Origin of the sequence: Mitsuaria chitosanitabida ATCC BAA-476 = NBRC 102408 (assembly GCF_001598255.1) — a bacterium.
Classification (GTDB): domain Bacteria; phylum Pseudomonadota; class Gammaproteobacteria; order Burkholderiales; family Burkholderiaceae_C; genus Roseateles; species Roseateles chitosanitabidus.
In genome coordinates, this window is record NZ_BCYP01000010.1 from 107,002 (window position 1) to 122,128 (window position 15,127).

The window sequence follows — 15,127 nt, forward strand, 5'->3', positions numbered from 1 at the left end:
CGATGGATTTCACCGATTCCACACCCTTCACTGGATCCTTGCGAAGTGATTCGCAGGTTCGCCTTCTTGCAAGGCTTTCAGAGAGGGCGACAGGGGCTTTCCTCTGGCGTCTTGTGAAAGGTGTGGATAAATTTCGTGTGAATTCTATAAACCCTTTGGAGACTTCCATGACCCGCGACGACCTGCCCCGCATCCCGCTGCTGATCAACGGCGAATTCGTCCAGTCGCGCACCACCGAATGGCGCGACGTGATCAACCCGGCGACGCAGCAGGTGCTGGCCCGCGTGCCCATGGCCACGGCCGAGGAAGTCGAGGCCGCCATCGCCTCCGGCCGCGAGGCCTTCAAGACCTGGCGCAAGACCCCCATCGGTCAGCGCGCCCGCATCTTCCTGAAGTACCAGCAGCTGATCCGCGAGAACATGAAGTCGCTGGCCGCGACGCTGACCGCCGAGCAGGGCAAGACCCTGGCGGACGCCGAGGGCGACGTGTTCCGCGGGCTGGAGGTGGTGGAGCACGCCGCCAACATCGGCAGCCTGCAGATGGGCGAGCTGGCCCACAACGTGGCCGGTGGCGTCGACACCTATACCCTGCTGCAGCCGCTGGGCGTGTGCGCCGGCATCACCCCGTTCAACTTCCCCGCGATGATCCCGCTGTGGATGTTCCCGATGGCCATCGCCACCGGCAACACCTTCGTGCTCAAGCCCTCCGAGCAGGACCCGATGGTCACGATGCGCCTGGTGGAGCTGGCGCTCGAGGCCGGCATCCCCAAGGGCGTGCTCAACGTGGTGCACGGCGGCGAATCCGTCGTCAACACGCTGTGCGACCACCCCGACATCAAGGCCGTGTCCTTCGTCGGCTCGACCCGCGTCGGCACGCTGGTGCACGACCGCGCGACCAAGGCCGGCAAGCGCGTGCAATGCATGATGGGCGCGAAGAACCACGCCATCGTGATGCCCGACGCGCACAAGGAGCAGACGCTCAACGCGTTGGCCGGCGCCTCGTTCGGCGCGGCCGGTCAGCGCTGCATGGCGGTGTCGGTGGCGGTGCTGGTGGGCGCGGCGCGCGACTGGCTGCCCGAGCTGGTCGAGAAGGCCCGCGGCCTGAAGATCGGCGCCGGCGACGCGGCCGGCACCGACGTCGGTCCGCTGATCTCCTGCGCCGCGCGCGACCGCGTCGAGCACCTGATCGCCCGCGGCATCGAGGACGGCGCCACGCTGTCGCTGGACGGCCGCAAGCCGTCGCTGGACGCCGCGCTCAAGGACGGCAACTTCGTCGGCCCGACGATCTTCAGCGGCGTGAAGCCCGGCATGACCATCTATGACCAGGAGATCTTCGGCCCGGTCCTGTGCGTCGCGGAAGCCGAGACCATGGACGAGGCGATCGCGATGATCAACGCCAACCCCAACGGCAACGGCACGGCCATCTTCACGCAGTCGGGCGCCGCGGCGCGCCGCTTCGAGGAAGAGATCGACGTCGGCCAGGTGGGCATCAACGTGCCCATCCCGGTGCCGGTCCCGCTGTTCTCCTTCACCGGCTCGCGCGCCAGCAAGCTGGGCGACCTGGGCCCCTACGGCAAGCAGGTGATCATGTTCTACACCCAGACCAAGACCGTCACCGCGCGCTGGTTCGACGACGCCTCGACCGGGGGCGTCAACACGACGATCAGCCTGAAGTGAGGTCCCGATGGACTTCGAACTGAACGAACAGCAGCTGGCCTTCCAGCAGGCGGCGCGCGATTTCGCCCGCTCGGAGATGGCGCCGCACGCCGCGGAGTGGGACGCGCAGGCGATCTTCCCGCGCGAGGCGCTGCGCCATGCCGGCGAGCTGGGCTTCTGCGGCCTGTACGCCCCCGAAGCGGCGGGCGGTCTGGGCGTCCCGCGCCTGGACGCGACCATCGTGTTCGAGGAGCTGGCCGCGGCCTGCCCCTCGACGACCGCCTTCATCAGCATCCACAACATGGCGACGTGGATGGTGGCGACCTTCGGCACGCCGGAAGTCGTCGAGCGATGGGGCCCGGCGCTGTGCAGCGGCGAGAAGCTCGCCTCGTACTGCCTGACCGAGCCCGGCGCGGGCTCGGACGCGGCCTCGCTGCGCACCAGCGCGCGCAAGGACGGTGACGTCTACGTGATCGACGGCGGCAAGGCCTTCATCTCCGGCGCCGGCTCGACCGACGTGCTGGTGGTGATGGCCCGCACGGGCGGTCCGGGCGCGGACGGGATCTCCGCCTTCCTCGTCGAGGCCGACAGCCCCGGCATCCAGTACGGCCGCAAGGAAGACAAGATGGGCTGGAACAGCCAGCCCACGCGCGCCATCGCTTTCGACGGCGTGCGGGTCCCGGCCTCGCAGCTGCTGGGCGAGGAAGGGCAGGGCTTCCGCATCGCGATGCAGGGGTTGGACGGGGGGCGCATCAACATCGCCACCTGCTCGGTCGGCGCGGCGCAGGGCGCGCTCACCGCGGCGCAGCGCTACATGCACGAGCGCCGCCAGTTCGGTCGCCCGCTGGCCGACATGCAGGCGCTGCAGTTCAAGCTCGCCGACATGGCGACCGAGCTGGTGGCCGCGCGCCAGATGGTGCGGCTGGCCGCATCCAAGCTGGATGCGAAGTCGCCCGACGCGCAGGTCTATTGCGCGATGGCCAAGCGGCTGGCGACGGACCTGGGCTTCAACGTCTGCAACGAGGCGCTGCAGATCCATGGCGGTTACGGCTACATCCGCGAATACCCGCTGGAGCGCCTGCTGCGCGACGCGCGCGTGCACCAGATCCTGGAGGGCACGAACGAGATCATGCGGGTGATCGTCGCGCGCCGCATGCTGCAGGACCAGGCGCCCGAGACCATCCGCTGAACCCTTCCGCGAGCGCCCCGACGACGGGGCGCTTGCCCTTCATCGACGCGGCCCTCCACGCGACCTCGGCACGACACCGGCCGGAAGTCGCCCCGAGATCGACGCGGAGCCGCAGAGCAGAGAGAACCCCATGACCGATTCGACCCCCACGACGAGCGCCACGCCGGACGGCTACGCCGGCCTGCGCGTGGAGAAGCGCGGCCACACCGCGATCGTCACGCTGACGAATCCGCCCGCCCACACCTGGACCGCCGACAGCCTGAGCGCGCTGACCCGCCTGGTGGGCGATCTCGACGCCGATCGCGACATCTACGCGCTGGTGATCACCGGCGATGGCGAGAAGTTCTTCAGCGCCGGCGCCGATCTGAAGCTCTTCGCCGATGGCGACAAGGGCCGCGCGGCGACCATGGCCAAGCGTTTCGGCGAGGCCTTCGAGGCGCTGGCGGGCTTCCGCGGCGTGAGCATCGCGGCGATCAACGGCTACGCGATGGGCGGCGGGCTGGAATGCGCGCTCGCCTGCGACCTGCGCATCGCCGAGTCGCACGCCGTCATGGCGCTGCCCGAGGCCACCGTCGGTCTGCTGCCCTGCGCGGGCGGCACGCAGTGGCTGAGCTGGACCGTGGGCGAGAGCTGGGCCAAGCGCATGGTGCTGCTGGGCGAGCGCGTGGACGCGGAGACCGCGCTGCGCATCGGCCTGGCCGACGAGATCGCGGCCAAGGGCGAGTCGCTGGCCAAGGCGCTGCAATGGGCCGAGCGCGTGCAGGCGCAAAGCCCCACCAGCGTGGCCGCCTGCAAGCAACTGATCCAGGGCGCGCGCCACGCGGCGCCGTGGTCGCGGCTGCCGGCCGAGCGCGAGGCTTTCGTGGCCTTGTTCGACACCGAGGACCAGCGCGAAGGCGTGCAGGCCTTCCTGGGCAAGCGCAGCCCCCAGTGGCGCAATCGTTGAGGACGACGGGATGACGCAGTTGAAGGAAGCTTCCAGGAACGAAGCCAAGGTCGAGGGCCAGGACGTGGCCTCCGCGCCGGTGCTGTTCCGCACGCTGGTGACGGCGTCCGGCCACCGCTTCGGCCACGCGACGCTGAACGCGCCGGCCAGCCTGAACGCGCTGACGCTGGAGATGGTCGACCTGCTGTACGCGCAGTTGACCGCCTGGGCCGAGGATCCGACCGTCGTCGGCGTGGTGCTGGACGGCGCCGGCGAGAAGGCGCTGTGCGCCGGCGGCGACGTGGTCGGCCTGTACCGCGCGATGCGCGCGGCCGGCGCGGGCAAGGTGCCGCCCGAGGCCGCCGAGTTCTTCGAGCGCGAGTACCGCCTCGACTACCTGATCCACCGCTATCCCAAGCCCTTCCTGGTGTGGGGCCACGGCATCGTGATGGGCGGCGGCATCGGCCTGATGGCGGGCGCCTCGCACCGCGTCGTCACGCCGCGAAGCCGGCTCGCGATGCCCGAGATCACGCTGGGTCTGTATCCCGACGTGGGCGGCAGCTGGTTCCTGTCGCGCCTGCCGGGGCGAACGGGTCTGTTCCTCGCGCTGACCGGCGCGCCGCTGAACGCCGCCGACGCGCTGTGGGCGGGCCTGGCCGATCGCGCCGCGCGCGCGGAGGACCATGGCGTGATGCTCGAGGCCATCGCCGCCGCGAAGTGGCACGGCGAGCACGCGGCCGACGCGGAGCAGCTCGACGACGTGCTGCGCGCGCTGCCGCAGGCGGAGCTCTCGCTCGCGCCCTCGCAGCTGGCGGCGCACCGCGAGCGCATCGATGCGCTGATCGGTCCGCACGACAGCCTCGCGACGATCGCGCCGCGGCTGCGATCGCTGGCCTGCGAATCGGACACCTGGCTGGCCACGGCCGGCGCGGCGTTCCAGAAGGGGTCGCCGACCTCGGCGGTGCTGGCCATCGCGTTGCAGCGGCGTCTGCGCCAGGCCTCGCTGGCGGAGGTCTTCCGCCTCGAGTACCAGGCCTCGGTGGGCTGCTGCGTGCATCCCGATTTCGCCGAGGGCGTGCGGGCGCTGCTGGTCGACAAGGACAAGAACCCGCGCTGGCAAGGCGGCGTGGTGGACGGTCACGGCGACGCGCATGTGGACCAGCTGCTCAAGCCGCGCTTCGAGGGCGAGCATCCGCTGGCGGATCTGCGCTGAGCGCGGCACCATCCCGCGGAACCCCCGCATCCACCGAGCATCGGCCGGCAGGTTCCGCCGGCCTTTCACGAGCATCCATCGGAACAGTCCGGCCCCGGCCGGGCGCCACGGCGGCGAAGGCCGTCATGACGGCCGCGAGGGCGGCGGATCGATCGACAACAAGGAGACCCGCATGAGCAACACGAACCACACGGGCGGCGCGCGCGTCGCCTTCATCGGCCTGGGCCACATGGGCGGCCCGATGGCGGCCAACCTGGCGAAGCACGGCTACGCCGTCTCCGCCTTCGACCTGAGCGCGGACGCGCTGCGGAAGGCACGCGAGGCCGGCGTGGCGGTCGCGCCGTCGGCGCTGGCGGCGGTGGAGGGCGCGTCGGTGGTGATCTCGATGCTGCCGGCCAGCCGGCACGTCGAGGGCCTGTACCTCGGCGACGGCGCGCTGATGGCGGCGATCCCGGCCGGCGCCCTGGTCATCGACTGCAGCACCATCGCCCCCGCCAGCGCGCAGCGCGTGGCCAAGGCGGCGGCCGATCGCGGCCTGGCGATGCTGGACGCGCCGGTGTCCGGCGGCGTGGCGGGCGCGGCGGCGGGCACGCTGACCTTCATCGTCGGCGGCGACGCCGCGGCGCTGGAACGCGCGCGTCCGGTGCTGCAGGCGATGGGGAAGAACATCTTCCACATGGGTGCGTCGGGCGCCGGTCAGGTGGCCAAGCTCTGCAACAACATGGCGCTGGGCGTGATCATGGCCGTCACCGGCGAGGCGCTGGCGCTGGGCGTGGCGCACGGGCTGGATCCGCAGGCGCTGTCGGCCATGATGGCCGTCAGCACCGGCCGAAGCTGGGCGACCGAGGTCTGCAACCCCTGGCCCGGCGTGAAGCCGGAAGCCCCCGCGTCGCGGGGCTACAGCGGTGGCTTCGGCAACGACCTGATGCTCAAGGACCTGGGGTTGGCCGTCGAGGCCGCGCTGGGCACCGGGGCCGCGGTCCCGCTGGGCGAGCTGGCGCGCAATCTCTACGCGCTCAACAGCCGCGCGGGCCGCGGCGGGCTGGACTTCTCCAGCGTGCAGCAGCTGCTGCTCAAGGCCGAGTGAAGACGGGCGGCTGACGCCGCTACGGCGACGGATCGACAAGCCGCACGGCGCGTCGATCCCGCGCGGGGCCCCGGACGGGGCCGCCGCGCAGGGCGGGCGCGCCTGAAGCCGTTCTCGGGAGAGAAGGCCCGGGGCGCGCCGCCGGGCTCACATGAACAGGTGTTCGCCGGCGTTCTCGCCGCCCAGGACCACGTAGTTCACCTTGCGCAGGTCGGCCAGCGCGCGGCCGCCGGCGTAGGAGATGGAGCTCTGCACGTCCTCTTCCATCTCGCGCAGCGTGTCGGCCAGGTGGCCCTTGACCGGCTCGAGGATGCGCTTGCCTTCGACGTGCTTGTACTCGCCCTTGTTGAAGTCGGACGCGGAGCCGTAGTACTCCTTGTAGCGCTTGCCGTCGACCTCGACGGTCTGGCCGGGCGACTCCTCGTGACCGGCGAACAGCGAGCCGATCATGACCATCGACGCGCCGAAGCGCACGCTCTTGGCGATGTCGCCGTGGTGGCGGATGCCGCCGTCGGCCACGATGGGCTTGGTGGCCACGCGCGCGCACCACTTCAGCGCCGACAGCTGCCAGCCGCCGGTGCCGAAACCGGTCTTCAGCCGCGTGATGCAGACCTTGCCCGGGCCGATGCCGACCTTGGTGGCGTCCGCGCCCCAGTTCTCGAGGTCGATCACGCCCTCGGGCGTGCCGACGTTGCCGGCGATGACGAAGGTGTCGGGCAGCTTGCGCTTGATGTGGCCGATCATGCGCTGGACGGAGTCCGCGTGACCGTGGGCGATGTCGATGGTGATGTAGTCGGCGCCCAGGCCCTCGGCGGCGAGGCGGTCGATCAGGGCGTAGTCCGCGTCCTTCACGCCGGCGCTGAGCGAGACCATCAGGCCCTTGTCGCGCATCGTCCGGGCGAACTTGATCGCGTCCAGGTCGAAGCGGTGCATCACGTAGAAGTAACCGTTGGCGGCCAGCCATTCGGTGATGGACTCGTCCACCACCGTCTTCATGTTGGCCGGCACGACCGGCAGCTTGAAGCGCCGGGGGCCGAACTCGACGGAGGTGTCGCACTCGCCGCGGCTGTCCACGCGGCACTTGCGGGGCAGCAGCAGGATGTTGTCGTAGTCAAAGATTTCCATGGTCCAAAGTCGCAATGTCGGGCTGCGTTGATGCAGTGCATGCCCTGGGCTGCGAGCGCTTGACTTGGGACCCGGCCAAAAAAAACCGGGTCCCAAAATTTGGGCCCGGTGGCTCATTCTACGCATGACCACGGGAGCCCGTGCCGCGTTGCGGTGCAACATGCACGGATCGGGGGCTTTTGGACGCAGTTCGCTAAACTTGCGCCCCTTGGCCCCATCCCCGGGGCGCCACGCAAAGACAAGCACATGCACGACGTCGTCATCAGCGGTACCGGCCTTTATCAGCCTCCCCACGTCATCACCAACGCCGAGCTGGTGGAGGCCTTCAACCGCTACGTGGACCTGCAGAACGCGCAGCACGCCGAGGCGATCGCCGCCGGCACGCGCGAGGCGCTGGTCCACTCCAACGTCGAGTTCATCGAGAAGGCCTCCGGCATCAAGCAGCGCTACGTGATCGAGAAGGACGGCGTGCTGGATCCGACCCGCATGTACCCGCGCTTCGAGGAACGCGCCGACGACCAGCTCTCGCTGATGGCCGAGATCGCCGTGGACGCCGCCCGTAAGGCGCTGGCCGCCGCCGGCAGGCAGCCCCAGGACGTGGACGCGGTGTTCTGCTCCGCGGCCAACATGCAGCGCGCCTACCCGGCGATGGCGGTCGAGATCCAGCAGGCGCTGGGCGCGGGCGGCTACGGCTTCGACATGAACGTGGCCTGCTCGTCGGCCACCTTCGCGCTGGAGCAGGCCTACAACGCGGTGCGCTCGGGCGCCTCCAAGTGCGTGCTGATCGTGAATCCGGAGATCACCTCGGCCCACCTGGAGTGGAAGGACCGGGACTGCCACTTCATCTTCGGCGACGTGTGCACGGCCATCCTGGTCGAGCGCGCCGATCTGGCGACCGCGCCGGAGCAGTGGAGCATCCTGGGCACCAAGCTGGCGACCCAGTTCTCCAACAACATCCGCAACAACTTCGGCTTCATGAACAAGGCCGAGGACAGCGATCCGGACGCGCGCGACAAGACCTTCCGCCAGGAAGGCCGCAAGGTGTTCAAGGAAGTGGTCCCCATCGCGGCCGCCCACATCGAGAACCACCTGGCGACGCTGCACATCCAGCCGACGGACGTGAGCCGCTACTGGCTGCACCAGGCCAACCTGGGCATGAACCAGCTGGTCATCAAGAAGCTGGTCGGCGGCGAGGCCGGCGCGGAGATCGCGCCGCTGATCCTGGACACCTACGCCAACACGGCCTCGGCCGGCTCGGTGATCGCCTTCCACGAGCACCGCGGCAACCTGAAGTCGGGCGACCTGGGCGTCATCTGCTCCTTCGGCGCCGGGTACTCGGTGGGCAGCGTCATCGTCAAGAAGCGCTGAGCGACGGACGCGGCGCCGGGCGGATCGGGAGATCCGCGCCGGTGCCGACCGCGCCGGCCGCGCGGCTGGCGTAGCCGCCGGTGGCGAGACTCCAGGTCCGCAGCGTGACCGGCGACTCGCGCGTCGCCGAGGACCATTCACCCGCGAGGCGGACCGCCAGGCGCTGACCGCGCTCGCCGAGCGCGTCGTTCCAGCGCGCCAGCGCCTCCAGGGTGCTCGGCCGCAGCCAGACGTCCCAGGGCTCCTCCTCGGCGTCGAGCGACTTGAAGGCTTGGTGCAGCGCCTCGGCGAGCGCCTCCAGCCGCCACAGCGCGGCCTGCGAGGGACAGCTCGCCCGGAAGCGCCGGATCAAATGGTTCTTCCCCGACTGCTGCCTCGCGTGCACGGTGAACAGGCGCTGGATCTGCTGGACGCCCAGCCGCACCGAGCGGCAGGGCAGCGGCGCGCACAGCGGCAGCAACGGCGCCGCCCGGGGACGATCGACGAAGGCGGGCCCCAGCATCAGCGCGGCCAGTCGCCGCCAGGCGTCCGGTCGCAGGCCGTGCGTCGCGTGCGGCGCTCCCGCCAGCGCGAGCACCTCGTCGAAGCCGCGGGTGCCTTTCGCGCGATTGGCCATGGCGCTCATCAGCGCGAGGTTGCCCGCCGCGTAGGCGCCGTCGTTGTTGAGCCGGTCCACCGACCAGTCGTCGGGACCTTGCGCGCCATGCGTCAGGCGGCGGCGCGTCACCGGGCAGACCTCGATGTCGAGCTCGCGCAGCAGGTCCGGGGTGACGTCGTCCGCCACCAGCCGGCCGCGGGCGAGGGCGCTCAGGCGCAGCTGCAGCCATTTGCGTTCGAAGCGGTCGGCGCCGCCACGGCCGGGGCGCCGATGCAGGGCCTCGTCGAAGCCCTCGAGCACGGCCGTCGGCCAGCCCGCGTCGCGCTCCCATCGGGTCATCCGGCACAGGTCGTGGCCGAGCCGCCGCCCGGCCTCCAGCAGACCCGCGTCCTGCGGGCCGCCCATCGTGGAATTCATCGCAATATCTCCCCGCGGACGGCCGGTGAGGGCGATCGCGCGCTGGGTCCGCCTCGACGACGCATGGGGCAGGGCCAGGCCTGCGGGCGTGCGGTCGGTGCGGAAGGGTCAGGTCATGCGGCCGTCTCGCACGCCTGCGGCGTCGAACGGATCGACGACCGCGGGGCGCGCGAGGACGGCCGGCCCAGGGGCGGACTCAGACCCGGGGAGGACGCCTCAGGAGCGGAAGCGAGGCGTCGTCCCAGCGGTCGCTGGCGGCGGGCTGCCAACGGCCGTTGGCGCGCGGAGACGGCAGGCGGAGTGCCTGGACCGGTGGGGCGATGGGCAGGCTCAGCGCGGCGAGCAGCGTCGAACCGTCGCTCGCGTGCGGATCCGCATCGACCACCACGCTGCCGTCGCGGGCGTCGTGGTGATGGCGCTCGGTGTCGCCGTGGAAATGGAGCGGGGAATGCGGCGGGACATGAGGCTGGACCTGGACCTGGACCTGGACCTGGACCTGGGCCGCCGCGACTCGGGTCGACGCGTGGGGGTGATCGTCGTCGTGGACCGGCGTGTCGAGCGTCCGGTGGACGTCGACCCGCGCGGCCTTCATCGGGGGCGTCGTCGTCCACGCACCGAGCAGCTGGCTCAGGCCCTCATGGACCATCGCCTTCCACGAGAACATCGCGAAGTGCAGGTGTCCATGCGGCGCGTCGTCGCGGTGGTGGTGCGTGGGGCCCTTGGCCGCGAGCAGCGCGCCCCCCGAGCCGTACACCAGCATCGCCACGGCAAGCAGCAGCGCCACGACCTGACGGACGTGGCGCGAGTGCAGGCTGGCGTGGAACGGACCCGGGCGCATCGGGTCGCAGGTTGATCGTCTCCCGTGACACACCCGTGAAAGGACGGCGACAGCGCGCGTCTCGGAGCCTCGCCACCCCGATCAGCCCGGCCCCGCTGGACGCCATGGGCGCGGTCGAGCCGCGGTGGGTGTCCCGGCGCGCGGGCGTGGACGCGTCAGCGTCGCCCGCTGGCCTCGATGCGGATGTCGTCGCCCTTGCAGGTCTCGCCGCCGCCGCGCTGCGGGGTGTCGCCCAGCAGCTCCTTGAGCGAGCCGCCCGCCTTGTAGTCCCGCGGCAGGCGCACGCGGATCTCCGTCAGGTAGCGGCCCGAGCACAGCAGGGTCACGCTGTCGCGGTACTGGTCGCTGCCGGTGGCGTCCTTGAGCTTCTCGTAGAAGGCTTTGCGCGAGATCGTCCCGCCGATGTTGGCCCGGATGTACTGGCCCGGCGCGGACTCGTCGACCTGCTTGACCAGATCGACCGCGCGGCGGAAGTAGGCGTCGGCGTCCAGCGTCGTCTGGCAGGTGCCGTGCTTGGCCCATTCGTACTGGCCGAACTTGCTCTCGTACAGGAAGTTGGGCATCCACGGGCCGATGTAGGCCACCGTCTCCTTGGACAGCTTCAGCGGCGCGCCGCCGCAGTTGCCGTAGCTGATGCCGCAGCTCTGGCGGTTGGGCCACAGACCGTGCAGGGTCAGGTGGGTCACCGTCAGCTGGCCGGATTCCATGGCCTCGCACTCGGGCTTGCCGCGCTTGCCGCCGGGCGTCCACTCGCAGAAGCCCGGCTGCCAGGACATCGCCAGCACGAAGCCGTCGTACTGGTCCGGCGTCTGGCAGACCGCGCGGCCCGACACCGGTGCCGGCATCGGCGCGCCCGGGGCGGTGCCGCCCGTGTTGCCGGCGGGCGAGGACGAGGTGCTCGCGCCGCTGCCGCAGTCGTTGGCGACCCAGCGTTCGGCGGGCTTGGCGCCGGGGACCTGGACGCGGGTCCAGCCGGCGTCGTGGGACTCGAGGATCGCGTAGCCCGTGCCCGGGGACAGCTTCACGTCACCGGGATTGGTGCTCTTGCGGAAGGACTGGAAGGCCTCGCAGGCGCGCGAGGCGGTGAAGGTGCCGCTGGCGGGACCGGCCCAGGCCGAGGGCAGGACGGCGAGCGCCAGCGAGGCGAGGGCGAGGCGGACCGGGAAGAGGGCGGAGAGGCGCATGGACACGAGGCGTGAGGCCGGCTGAAACGACAGCCGGCTTTGTACGTCATCTGGCCGGCCCGCGAAATGACTTCGGCCACCGAGGATCGGTGGCGAGGCCTCGGCGTCGGCGCTCCGAGCAGTTCGGCGCCGCTCCGTCGATCCGGTGGCCCGGGCGAGCGGCCCGCGCGTCAGAACCCGACGGACACGCCCAGCCCCAGCACCCAGTCGGCGGTCTGCTTCGTCAGGCCGCGATTGAGGGAGGCGTCGAGCTGCAGCCGCTTGTCGACCAGCCAGGTCACGCCGGTGCCGGCGGAGATGCTCCGGCCCCCATTGCGGTTGGAGGCCAGTTGGTCGCCGGCGATCTCCACATAGCCCTTCCAGCGGTCGTTGATGGGCCAGCCCAGCGAGGCGCCCAGAATGCCGCCGATGAAGTGACCGCCGTCGTCGCGGCGGTCGCGGTACAGGCCGCCGATCAGGCCGGCGGACCAGTCGTGCGGCAAGTCCCATTCCGCCGTCAGGCGCAGCGAGGGGCGCACCCCGTTGCCGCGGAAGGCCGCGGAGCCGCTGTCCATGTCGACGTGCAGCAGCCACGCCAGGCCGGGCTTGCCGGTGTCGCCGTCGGCGTCCTGCACGTGCCACTTCACGCCCAGCGCCGTGTCGGCCCAGCCGCTTGCGGTCGAGGTGCCGTTCGCGTCGGTCGCGCGCAGGCGCTGGTAGCCGTCGGTCTCGACGCGGAACTCCCAGTCCTGCGCGAAGCCGAAGCGCAGCAGGGTCGGCGTCGACCACAGCCGGCTGCGCACGCCGTCGCTCTTGTCGCGCTGGTAGCCCAGGCCGGTCTCGATCAGCACCTTGCCCTTGCCGACGGTGCTGCTCGACTCGACGATGCCGGGCTGGTCCGGCTCGATCGCGTCGTCGGGCGCGTCCGCGGCCCAGACGGGCGCGGCGGCCAGGAGGAGGGCGCCGAGGGCGCCCGGGGTGGTCTGCTTCACTCGCATCTCAGCCTCCCTTCTCTCCGGCCCACCAGGACGGGGCCACGCCCGAGGATGCCGGCTTGGGCGGCAAGGGCTGCAGCGCCCCCGCCGCACCAGGGGCCGGCGGCGTGCCCGCGCCCGGCGGCTGCAGCGCGCCCTCGGCGCCTGGGGGCGCCGAGGCGGCGTCCGACGCGCCCAGCGCGGGCGGCATCGGGCCGATGGTCTTGAGCCCGGCGTCCCCGGCGAACTCGGTGTAGACCCAGTCCGGTCCGAACGGACCTTCCTGCTGGGTCACGCCCTCGCTCGGCGGCTGGATCTCCGACGGGGCGACGCCCTTGAGCGCCACCTGCATGTAGTCGATCCAGGCCGGCAGGGCCACGCCGCCGCCGGACTCGCCCTGACCCAGGCTGCGGGGCTGGTCGTAGCCGATCCAGACCACCGTGGCCACGCGGCGCTGGAAGCCCGCGAACCAGGCGTCCACCGCGTCGTTGGTCGTGCCGGTCTTGCCGTACAGGTCGTAGCGCTTGAGCGCGGCGCTCGCGCGGTAGGCCGTGCCGCGCACCGCCACCTCGTGCAGCAGCGAGCCGGTCAGGTAGGCGTTGCGCTCGCTGATGGCGCGGCGGTCCTCGGTGAGCGTCTCGGGCTCGGCCTGGAACAGCACCTGGTTCTGCGCGTCGACGATCTTCGTGACCAGCAGCGGCTTGAGCAGGTAGCCCCCGTTGGCGAAGACCGAATACGCGCTGGCCATCTGCAGCGGCGTCACCGAGCCCGAGCCCAGCGCCAGCGTCAGGTTGGACGGCTGCTTGTCCACGTCGATGCCGAACTTGCCGGCCCAGGACCGGCCGCGATCCGGCGTGAACTGCTCCAGCAGCCGGATGGTGACCATGTTCTTGGACTTGGCCAGCGCCTGGCGCAGGGTCATCGGGCCGTCGTACTGGCCGTCCGAGTTGCGCGGCGCCCAGTCGCCCTGGACGAAGGGCGCGTCGTCCACCAGCGTGGCCGGGCTGGCGCCGTTCTCCATCGCCATCGAGTACAGGAAGGGCTTGAAGCTGGAGCCCGGCTGGCGCCAGGCCTGGGTCGCGTGGTTGAACTGGTTGCGATTGAAGTCGAAGCCGCCCACCAGCGCCAGGATGCGGCCGGTGTCGGGCTCGACCGAGACCAGCGCGCCCTCGGCCTCGGGCGATTGCGTCACCGCCCAGGCGCCCTTGGGGAAGTCCTTGGTCGGCGCGCCGCGCAGCACCCGGATGATGGAGCCGCGCTGGATGCGCAGGTTGGGCTTGGCCTTCTCCGACAGCGCCGACTGCACCGAGCGCACGCCCTCGCCGCGGATCTCGATGTCGTCGCCGTCCTGCAGCGAGGCGTAGATGCGGTTGTTCGAGACCTGCGTCACCACGGCGGCGCGCAGATCGTCGTTGTCAGGGTGCTCGTTGAGCGCCTGGGAGATCGCCGCGTCCTGCTCGGCGGCGTCCATGCCCTCGGGCAGGTCGACGTCGGCCTCGGGGCCGCGCCAGGGGCGGCGGCGCTCGTAGTCCATCAGCGTGCGGCGCAGCGCCTTGTACGCGGCGATCTGGTCGTCCATCTTCAGCGTCGTGGTGACGCGCAGGCCGCGGCTGTAGGCCTCGTCGCCGTACTGGGCATGGATGACCTGGCGCACCATCTCGGCCGCGTACTGGCCGTACGGGAGCCGCTGGTCCTGCGCGGTGCGCAGCTTCTGGGGCTCGTCGCGGGCGTGGGTGGCCTGCTCGGGCGTGATCATCCCGACGTCCACCATGCGCTGCAGCACCACCGCCTGACGACGCTTGGCCGCCTTGAGGTTGCTGATCGGGTTGGCGCGGTAGGGGTTCTGCGGCAGGCCGGCCAGCATCGCGATCTCGCCGGTCGACAGGTCCTTGAGCGACTTGCCGTAGTAGGCCTGGGCGGCGGCCTCGAAGCCGTAGGCGCGCTGTCCCAGGTAGATCTGGTTCATGTAGATCTCCAGGATCTTGTCCTTGGAGAGCTGGCTCTCAATCTTGAAGGCCAGCAGGATCTCGACGAACTTGCGGGTGTAGAGCTTGCGCTTGGTCAGGTAGAGGTCGCGCGCCAGCTGCTGGGTGATCGTCGACGCGCCTTGGCTGCGCGACGAGGAGAACAGGTTGACCCAGAAGGCCCGCATCATCCCCGGGACGTAGATGCCCTGGTGGTCGTAGAAGTTGGTGTCCTCGACCGCCAGCAGCGCCTGCTGCATCTCCTTGGGGATCTTGTCGATGGGCAGGTAGCTGCGGCGCTCGGCGCCGAACTCGGCCAGCAGCTCGCCCTCGGCGGTGTAGACGCGCAGCGGCTGCTTGGGGTTGTAGTCCGTCAGCTGCGCCAGGTCGGGCAGGCCCGGCCAGATGATGGCGGCCGCGCCGCCGATGAGCAGCAGCAGCGCGAGCACGCCCGCGCCGGACCACACGGCGATGCGCTTCCAGGCCGGGAGCGTGCGCAGCGAGGCGCGCAGCGGCCCGGTGCGCCGCCACAGCGCAAGGAAGAAGGCTTTGACGGCGTGGGCGATTCGAAGAAGCAGCGGCATCAGGGGCGCACGAGTCCAGGTCGGCGG

12 protein-coding genes are annotated in these 15,127 nt (G+C 71.0%); 6 read left to right on the plus strand and 6 right to left on the minus strand.

Features of this window, described 5'->3' with window-relative positions; genetic code table 11:
- Positions 1–167 precede the first annotated feature (167 nt).
- From MCHT01_RS06505 to mmsB, 5 genes are all read left to right on the plus strand, one after another.
- Positions 168–1,676 carry a CoA-acylating methylmalonate-semialdehyde dehydrogenase gene (locus tag MCHT01_RS06505; RefSeq protein WP_067063895.1) on the plus strand — a complete coding sequence of 503 codons (1,509 nt, stop codon included), beginning with the start codon at positions 168–170 and terminating at the stop codon, positions 1,674–1,676.
- Between the two features lie 7 nt (positions 1,677–1,683).
- Entirely contained in the window at positions 1,684–2,844 is a 1,161-nt protein-coding gene (locus tag MCHT01_RS06510; protein WP_067063898.1) for an acyl-CoA dehydrogenase family protein, read from the plus strand.
- A 130-nt stretch (positions 2,845–2,974) separates the two neighbouring features.
- The gene (locus tag MCHT01_RS06515; RefSeq protein WP_067063901.1) at positions 2,975–3,790 is read left to right on the plus strand and encodes an enoyl-CoA hydratase; all 816 of its coding nucleotides are present in this window, start codon (positions 2,975–2,977) and stop codon (positions 3,788–3,790) included.
- Positions 3,791–3,800: 10 nt separating this feature from the next.
- Entirely contained in the window at positions 3,801–4,982 is a 1,182-nt protein-coding gene (locus MCHT01_RS06520; RefSeq protein ID WP_084452029.1) for an enoyl-CoA hydratase/isomerase family protein, read from the plus strand.
- 172 nt (positions 4,983–5,154) lie between these two features.
- On the plus strand, positions 5,155–6,069 hold the full coding sequence (gene mmsB / locus MCHT01_RS06525; protein WP_067063904.1) for a 3-hydroxyisobutyrate dehydrogenase: 915 nt from the start codon (positions 5,155–5,157) through the stop codon (positions 6,067–6,069).
- Between the two features lie 147 nt (positions 6,070–6,216).
- Here mmsB and MCHT01_RS06530 read toward each other — a convergent pair whose 3' ends face one another.
- On the minus strand, positions 6,217–7,194 hold the full coding sequence (locus MCHT01_RS06530) for a GMP reductase (protein ID WP_067063905.1): 978 nt from the start codon (positions 7,192–7,194) through the stop codon (positions 6,217–6,219).
- A gap of 246 nt (positions 7,195–7,440) precedes the next feature.
- Between MCHT01_RS06530 and MCHT01_RS06535 the strand changes: the two genes are divergently transcribed.
- Complete coding sequence (locus MCHT01_RS06535) at positions 7,441–8,562, plus strand: beta-ketoacyl-ACP synthase III (protein WP_067063911.1); 1,122 nt, start codon at positions 7,441–7,443, stop codon at positions 8,560–8,562.
- Here MCHT01_RS06535 and MCHT01_RS06540 read toward each other — a convergent pair.
- The 5 genes from MCHT01_RS06540 to MCHT01_RS06560 all read right to left on the minus strand — a co-directional run bounded on the left by MCHT01_RS06540 (position 8,549) and on the right by MCHT01_RS06560 (position 15,100).
- Positions 8,549–9,577: a hypothetical protein gene (locus MCHT01_RS06540; protein WP_148661425.1), complete on the minus strand. Its 1,029-nt coding sequence runs from the start codon at positions 9,575–9,577 to the stop codon at positions 8,549–8,551. The two genes, MCHT01_RS06535 and MCHT01_RS06540, sit on opposite strands and share 14 nt — an antisense overlap.
- Positions 9,578–9,773: 196 nt before the next feature.
- Positions 9,774–10,415 carry a hypothetical protein gene (locus MCHT01_RS06545; RefSeq protein WP_067063916.1) on the minus strand — a complete coding sequence of 214 codons (642 nt, stop codon included), beginning with the start codon at positions 10,413–10,415 and terminating at the stop codon, positions 9,774–9,776.
- 155 nt (positions 10,416–10,570) lie between these two features.
- On the minus strand, positions 10,571–11,599 hold the full coding sequence (locus MCHT01_RS06550; RefSeq protein WP_067063918.1) for a ribonuclease T2 family protein: 1,029 nt from the start codon (positions 11,597–11,599) through the stop codon (positions 10,571–10,573).
- Between the two features lie 170 nt (positions 11,600–11,769).
- Positions 11,770–12,576, minus strand: coding sequence for a transporter (locus MCHT01_RS06555; RefSeq protein ID WP_067063921.1), 807 nt, complete (start codon positions 12,574–12,576; stop codon positions 11,770–11,772).
- A 1-nt stretch (position 12,577) separates the two neighbouring features.
- Positions 12,578–15,100, minus strand: coding sequence for a penicillin-binding protein 1A (locus MCHT01_RS06560; protein ID WP_084452031.1), 2,523 nt, complete (start codon positions 15,098–15,100; stop codon positions 12,578–12,580).
- Positions 15,101–15,127: the final 27 nt, after the last annotated feature.

What these genes read in the sequence shown, in the direction of transcription:
- MCHT01_RS06560 (WP_084452031.1), bottom strand. Translation starts at nt 15,100, where the DNA reads ATGCCGCTGCTTCTTCGAATCGCCCACGCCGTCAAAGCCTTCTTCCTT.
- MCHT01_RS06515 (WP_067063901.1), top strand. Translation starts at nt 2,975, where the DNA reads ATGACCGATTCGACCCCCACGACGAGCGCCACGCCGGACGGCTACGCC.
- MCHT01_RS06505 (WP_067063895.1), top strand. Translation starts at nt 168, where the DNA reads ATGACCCGCGACGACCTGCCCCGCATCCCGCTGCTGATCAACGGCGAA.
- MCHT01_RS06540 (WP_148661425.1), bottom strand. Translation starts at nt 9,577, where the DNA reads ATGAATTCCACGATGGGCGGCCCGCAGGACGCGGGTCTGCTGGAGGCC.
- MCHT01_RS06555 (WP_067063921.1), bottom strand. Translation starts at nt 12,576, where the DNA reads ATGCGAGTGAAGCAGACCACCCCGGGCGCCCTCGGCGCCCTCCTCCTG.
- MCHT01_RS06520 (WP_084452029.1), top strand. Translation starts at nt 3,801, where the DNA reads ATGACGCAGTTGAAGGAAGCTTCCAGGAACGAAGCCAAGGTCGAGGGC.
- MCHT01_RS06545 (WP_067063916.1), bottom strand. Translation starts at nt 10,415, where the DNA reads ATGCGCCCGGGTCCGTTCCACGCCAGCCTGCACTCGCGCCACGTCCGT.
- mmsB (WP_067063904.1), top strand. Translation starts at nt 5,155, where the DNA reads ATGAGCAACACGAACCACACGGGCGGCGCGCGCGTCGCCTTCATCGGC.
- MCHT01_RS06510 (WP_067063898.1), top strand. Translation starts at nt 1,684, where the DNA reads ATGGACTTCGAACTGAACGAACAGCAGCTGGCCTTCCAGCAGGCGGCG.
- MCHT01_RS06535 (WP_067063911.1), top strand. Translation starts at nt 7,441, where the DNA reads ATGCACGACGTCGTCATCAGCGGTACCGGCCTTTATCAGCCTCCCCAC.
- MCHT01_RS06550 (WP_067063918.1), bottom strand. Translation starts at nt 11,599, where the DNA reads ATGCGCCTCTCCGCCCTCTTCCCGGTCCGCCTCGCCCTCGCCTCGCTG.
- MCHT01_RS06530 (WP_067063905.1), bottom strand. Translation starts at nt 7,194, where the DNA reads ATGGAAATCTTTGACTACGACAACATCCTGCTGCTGCCCCGCAAGTGC.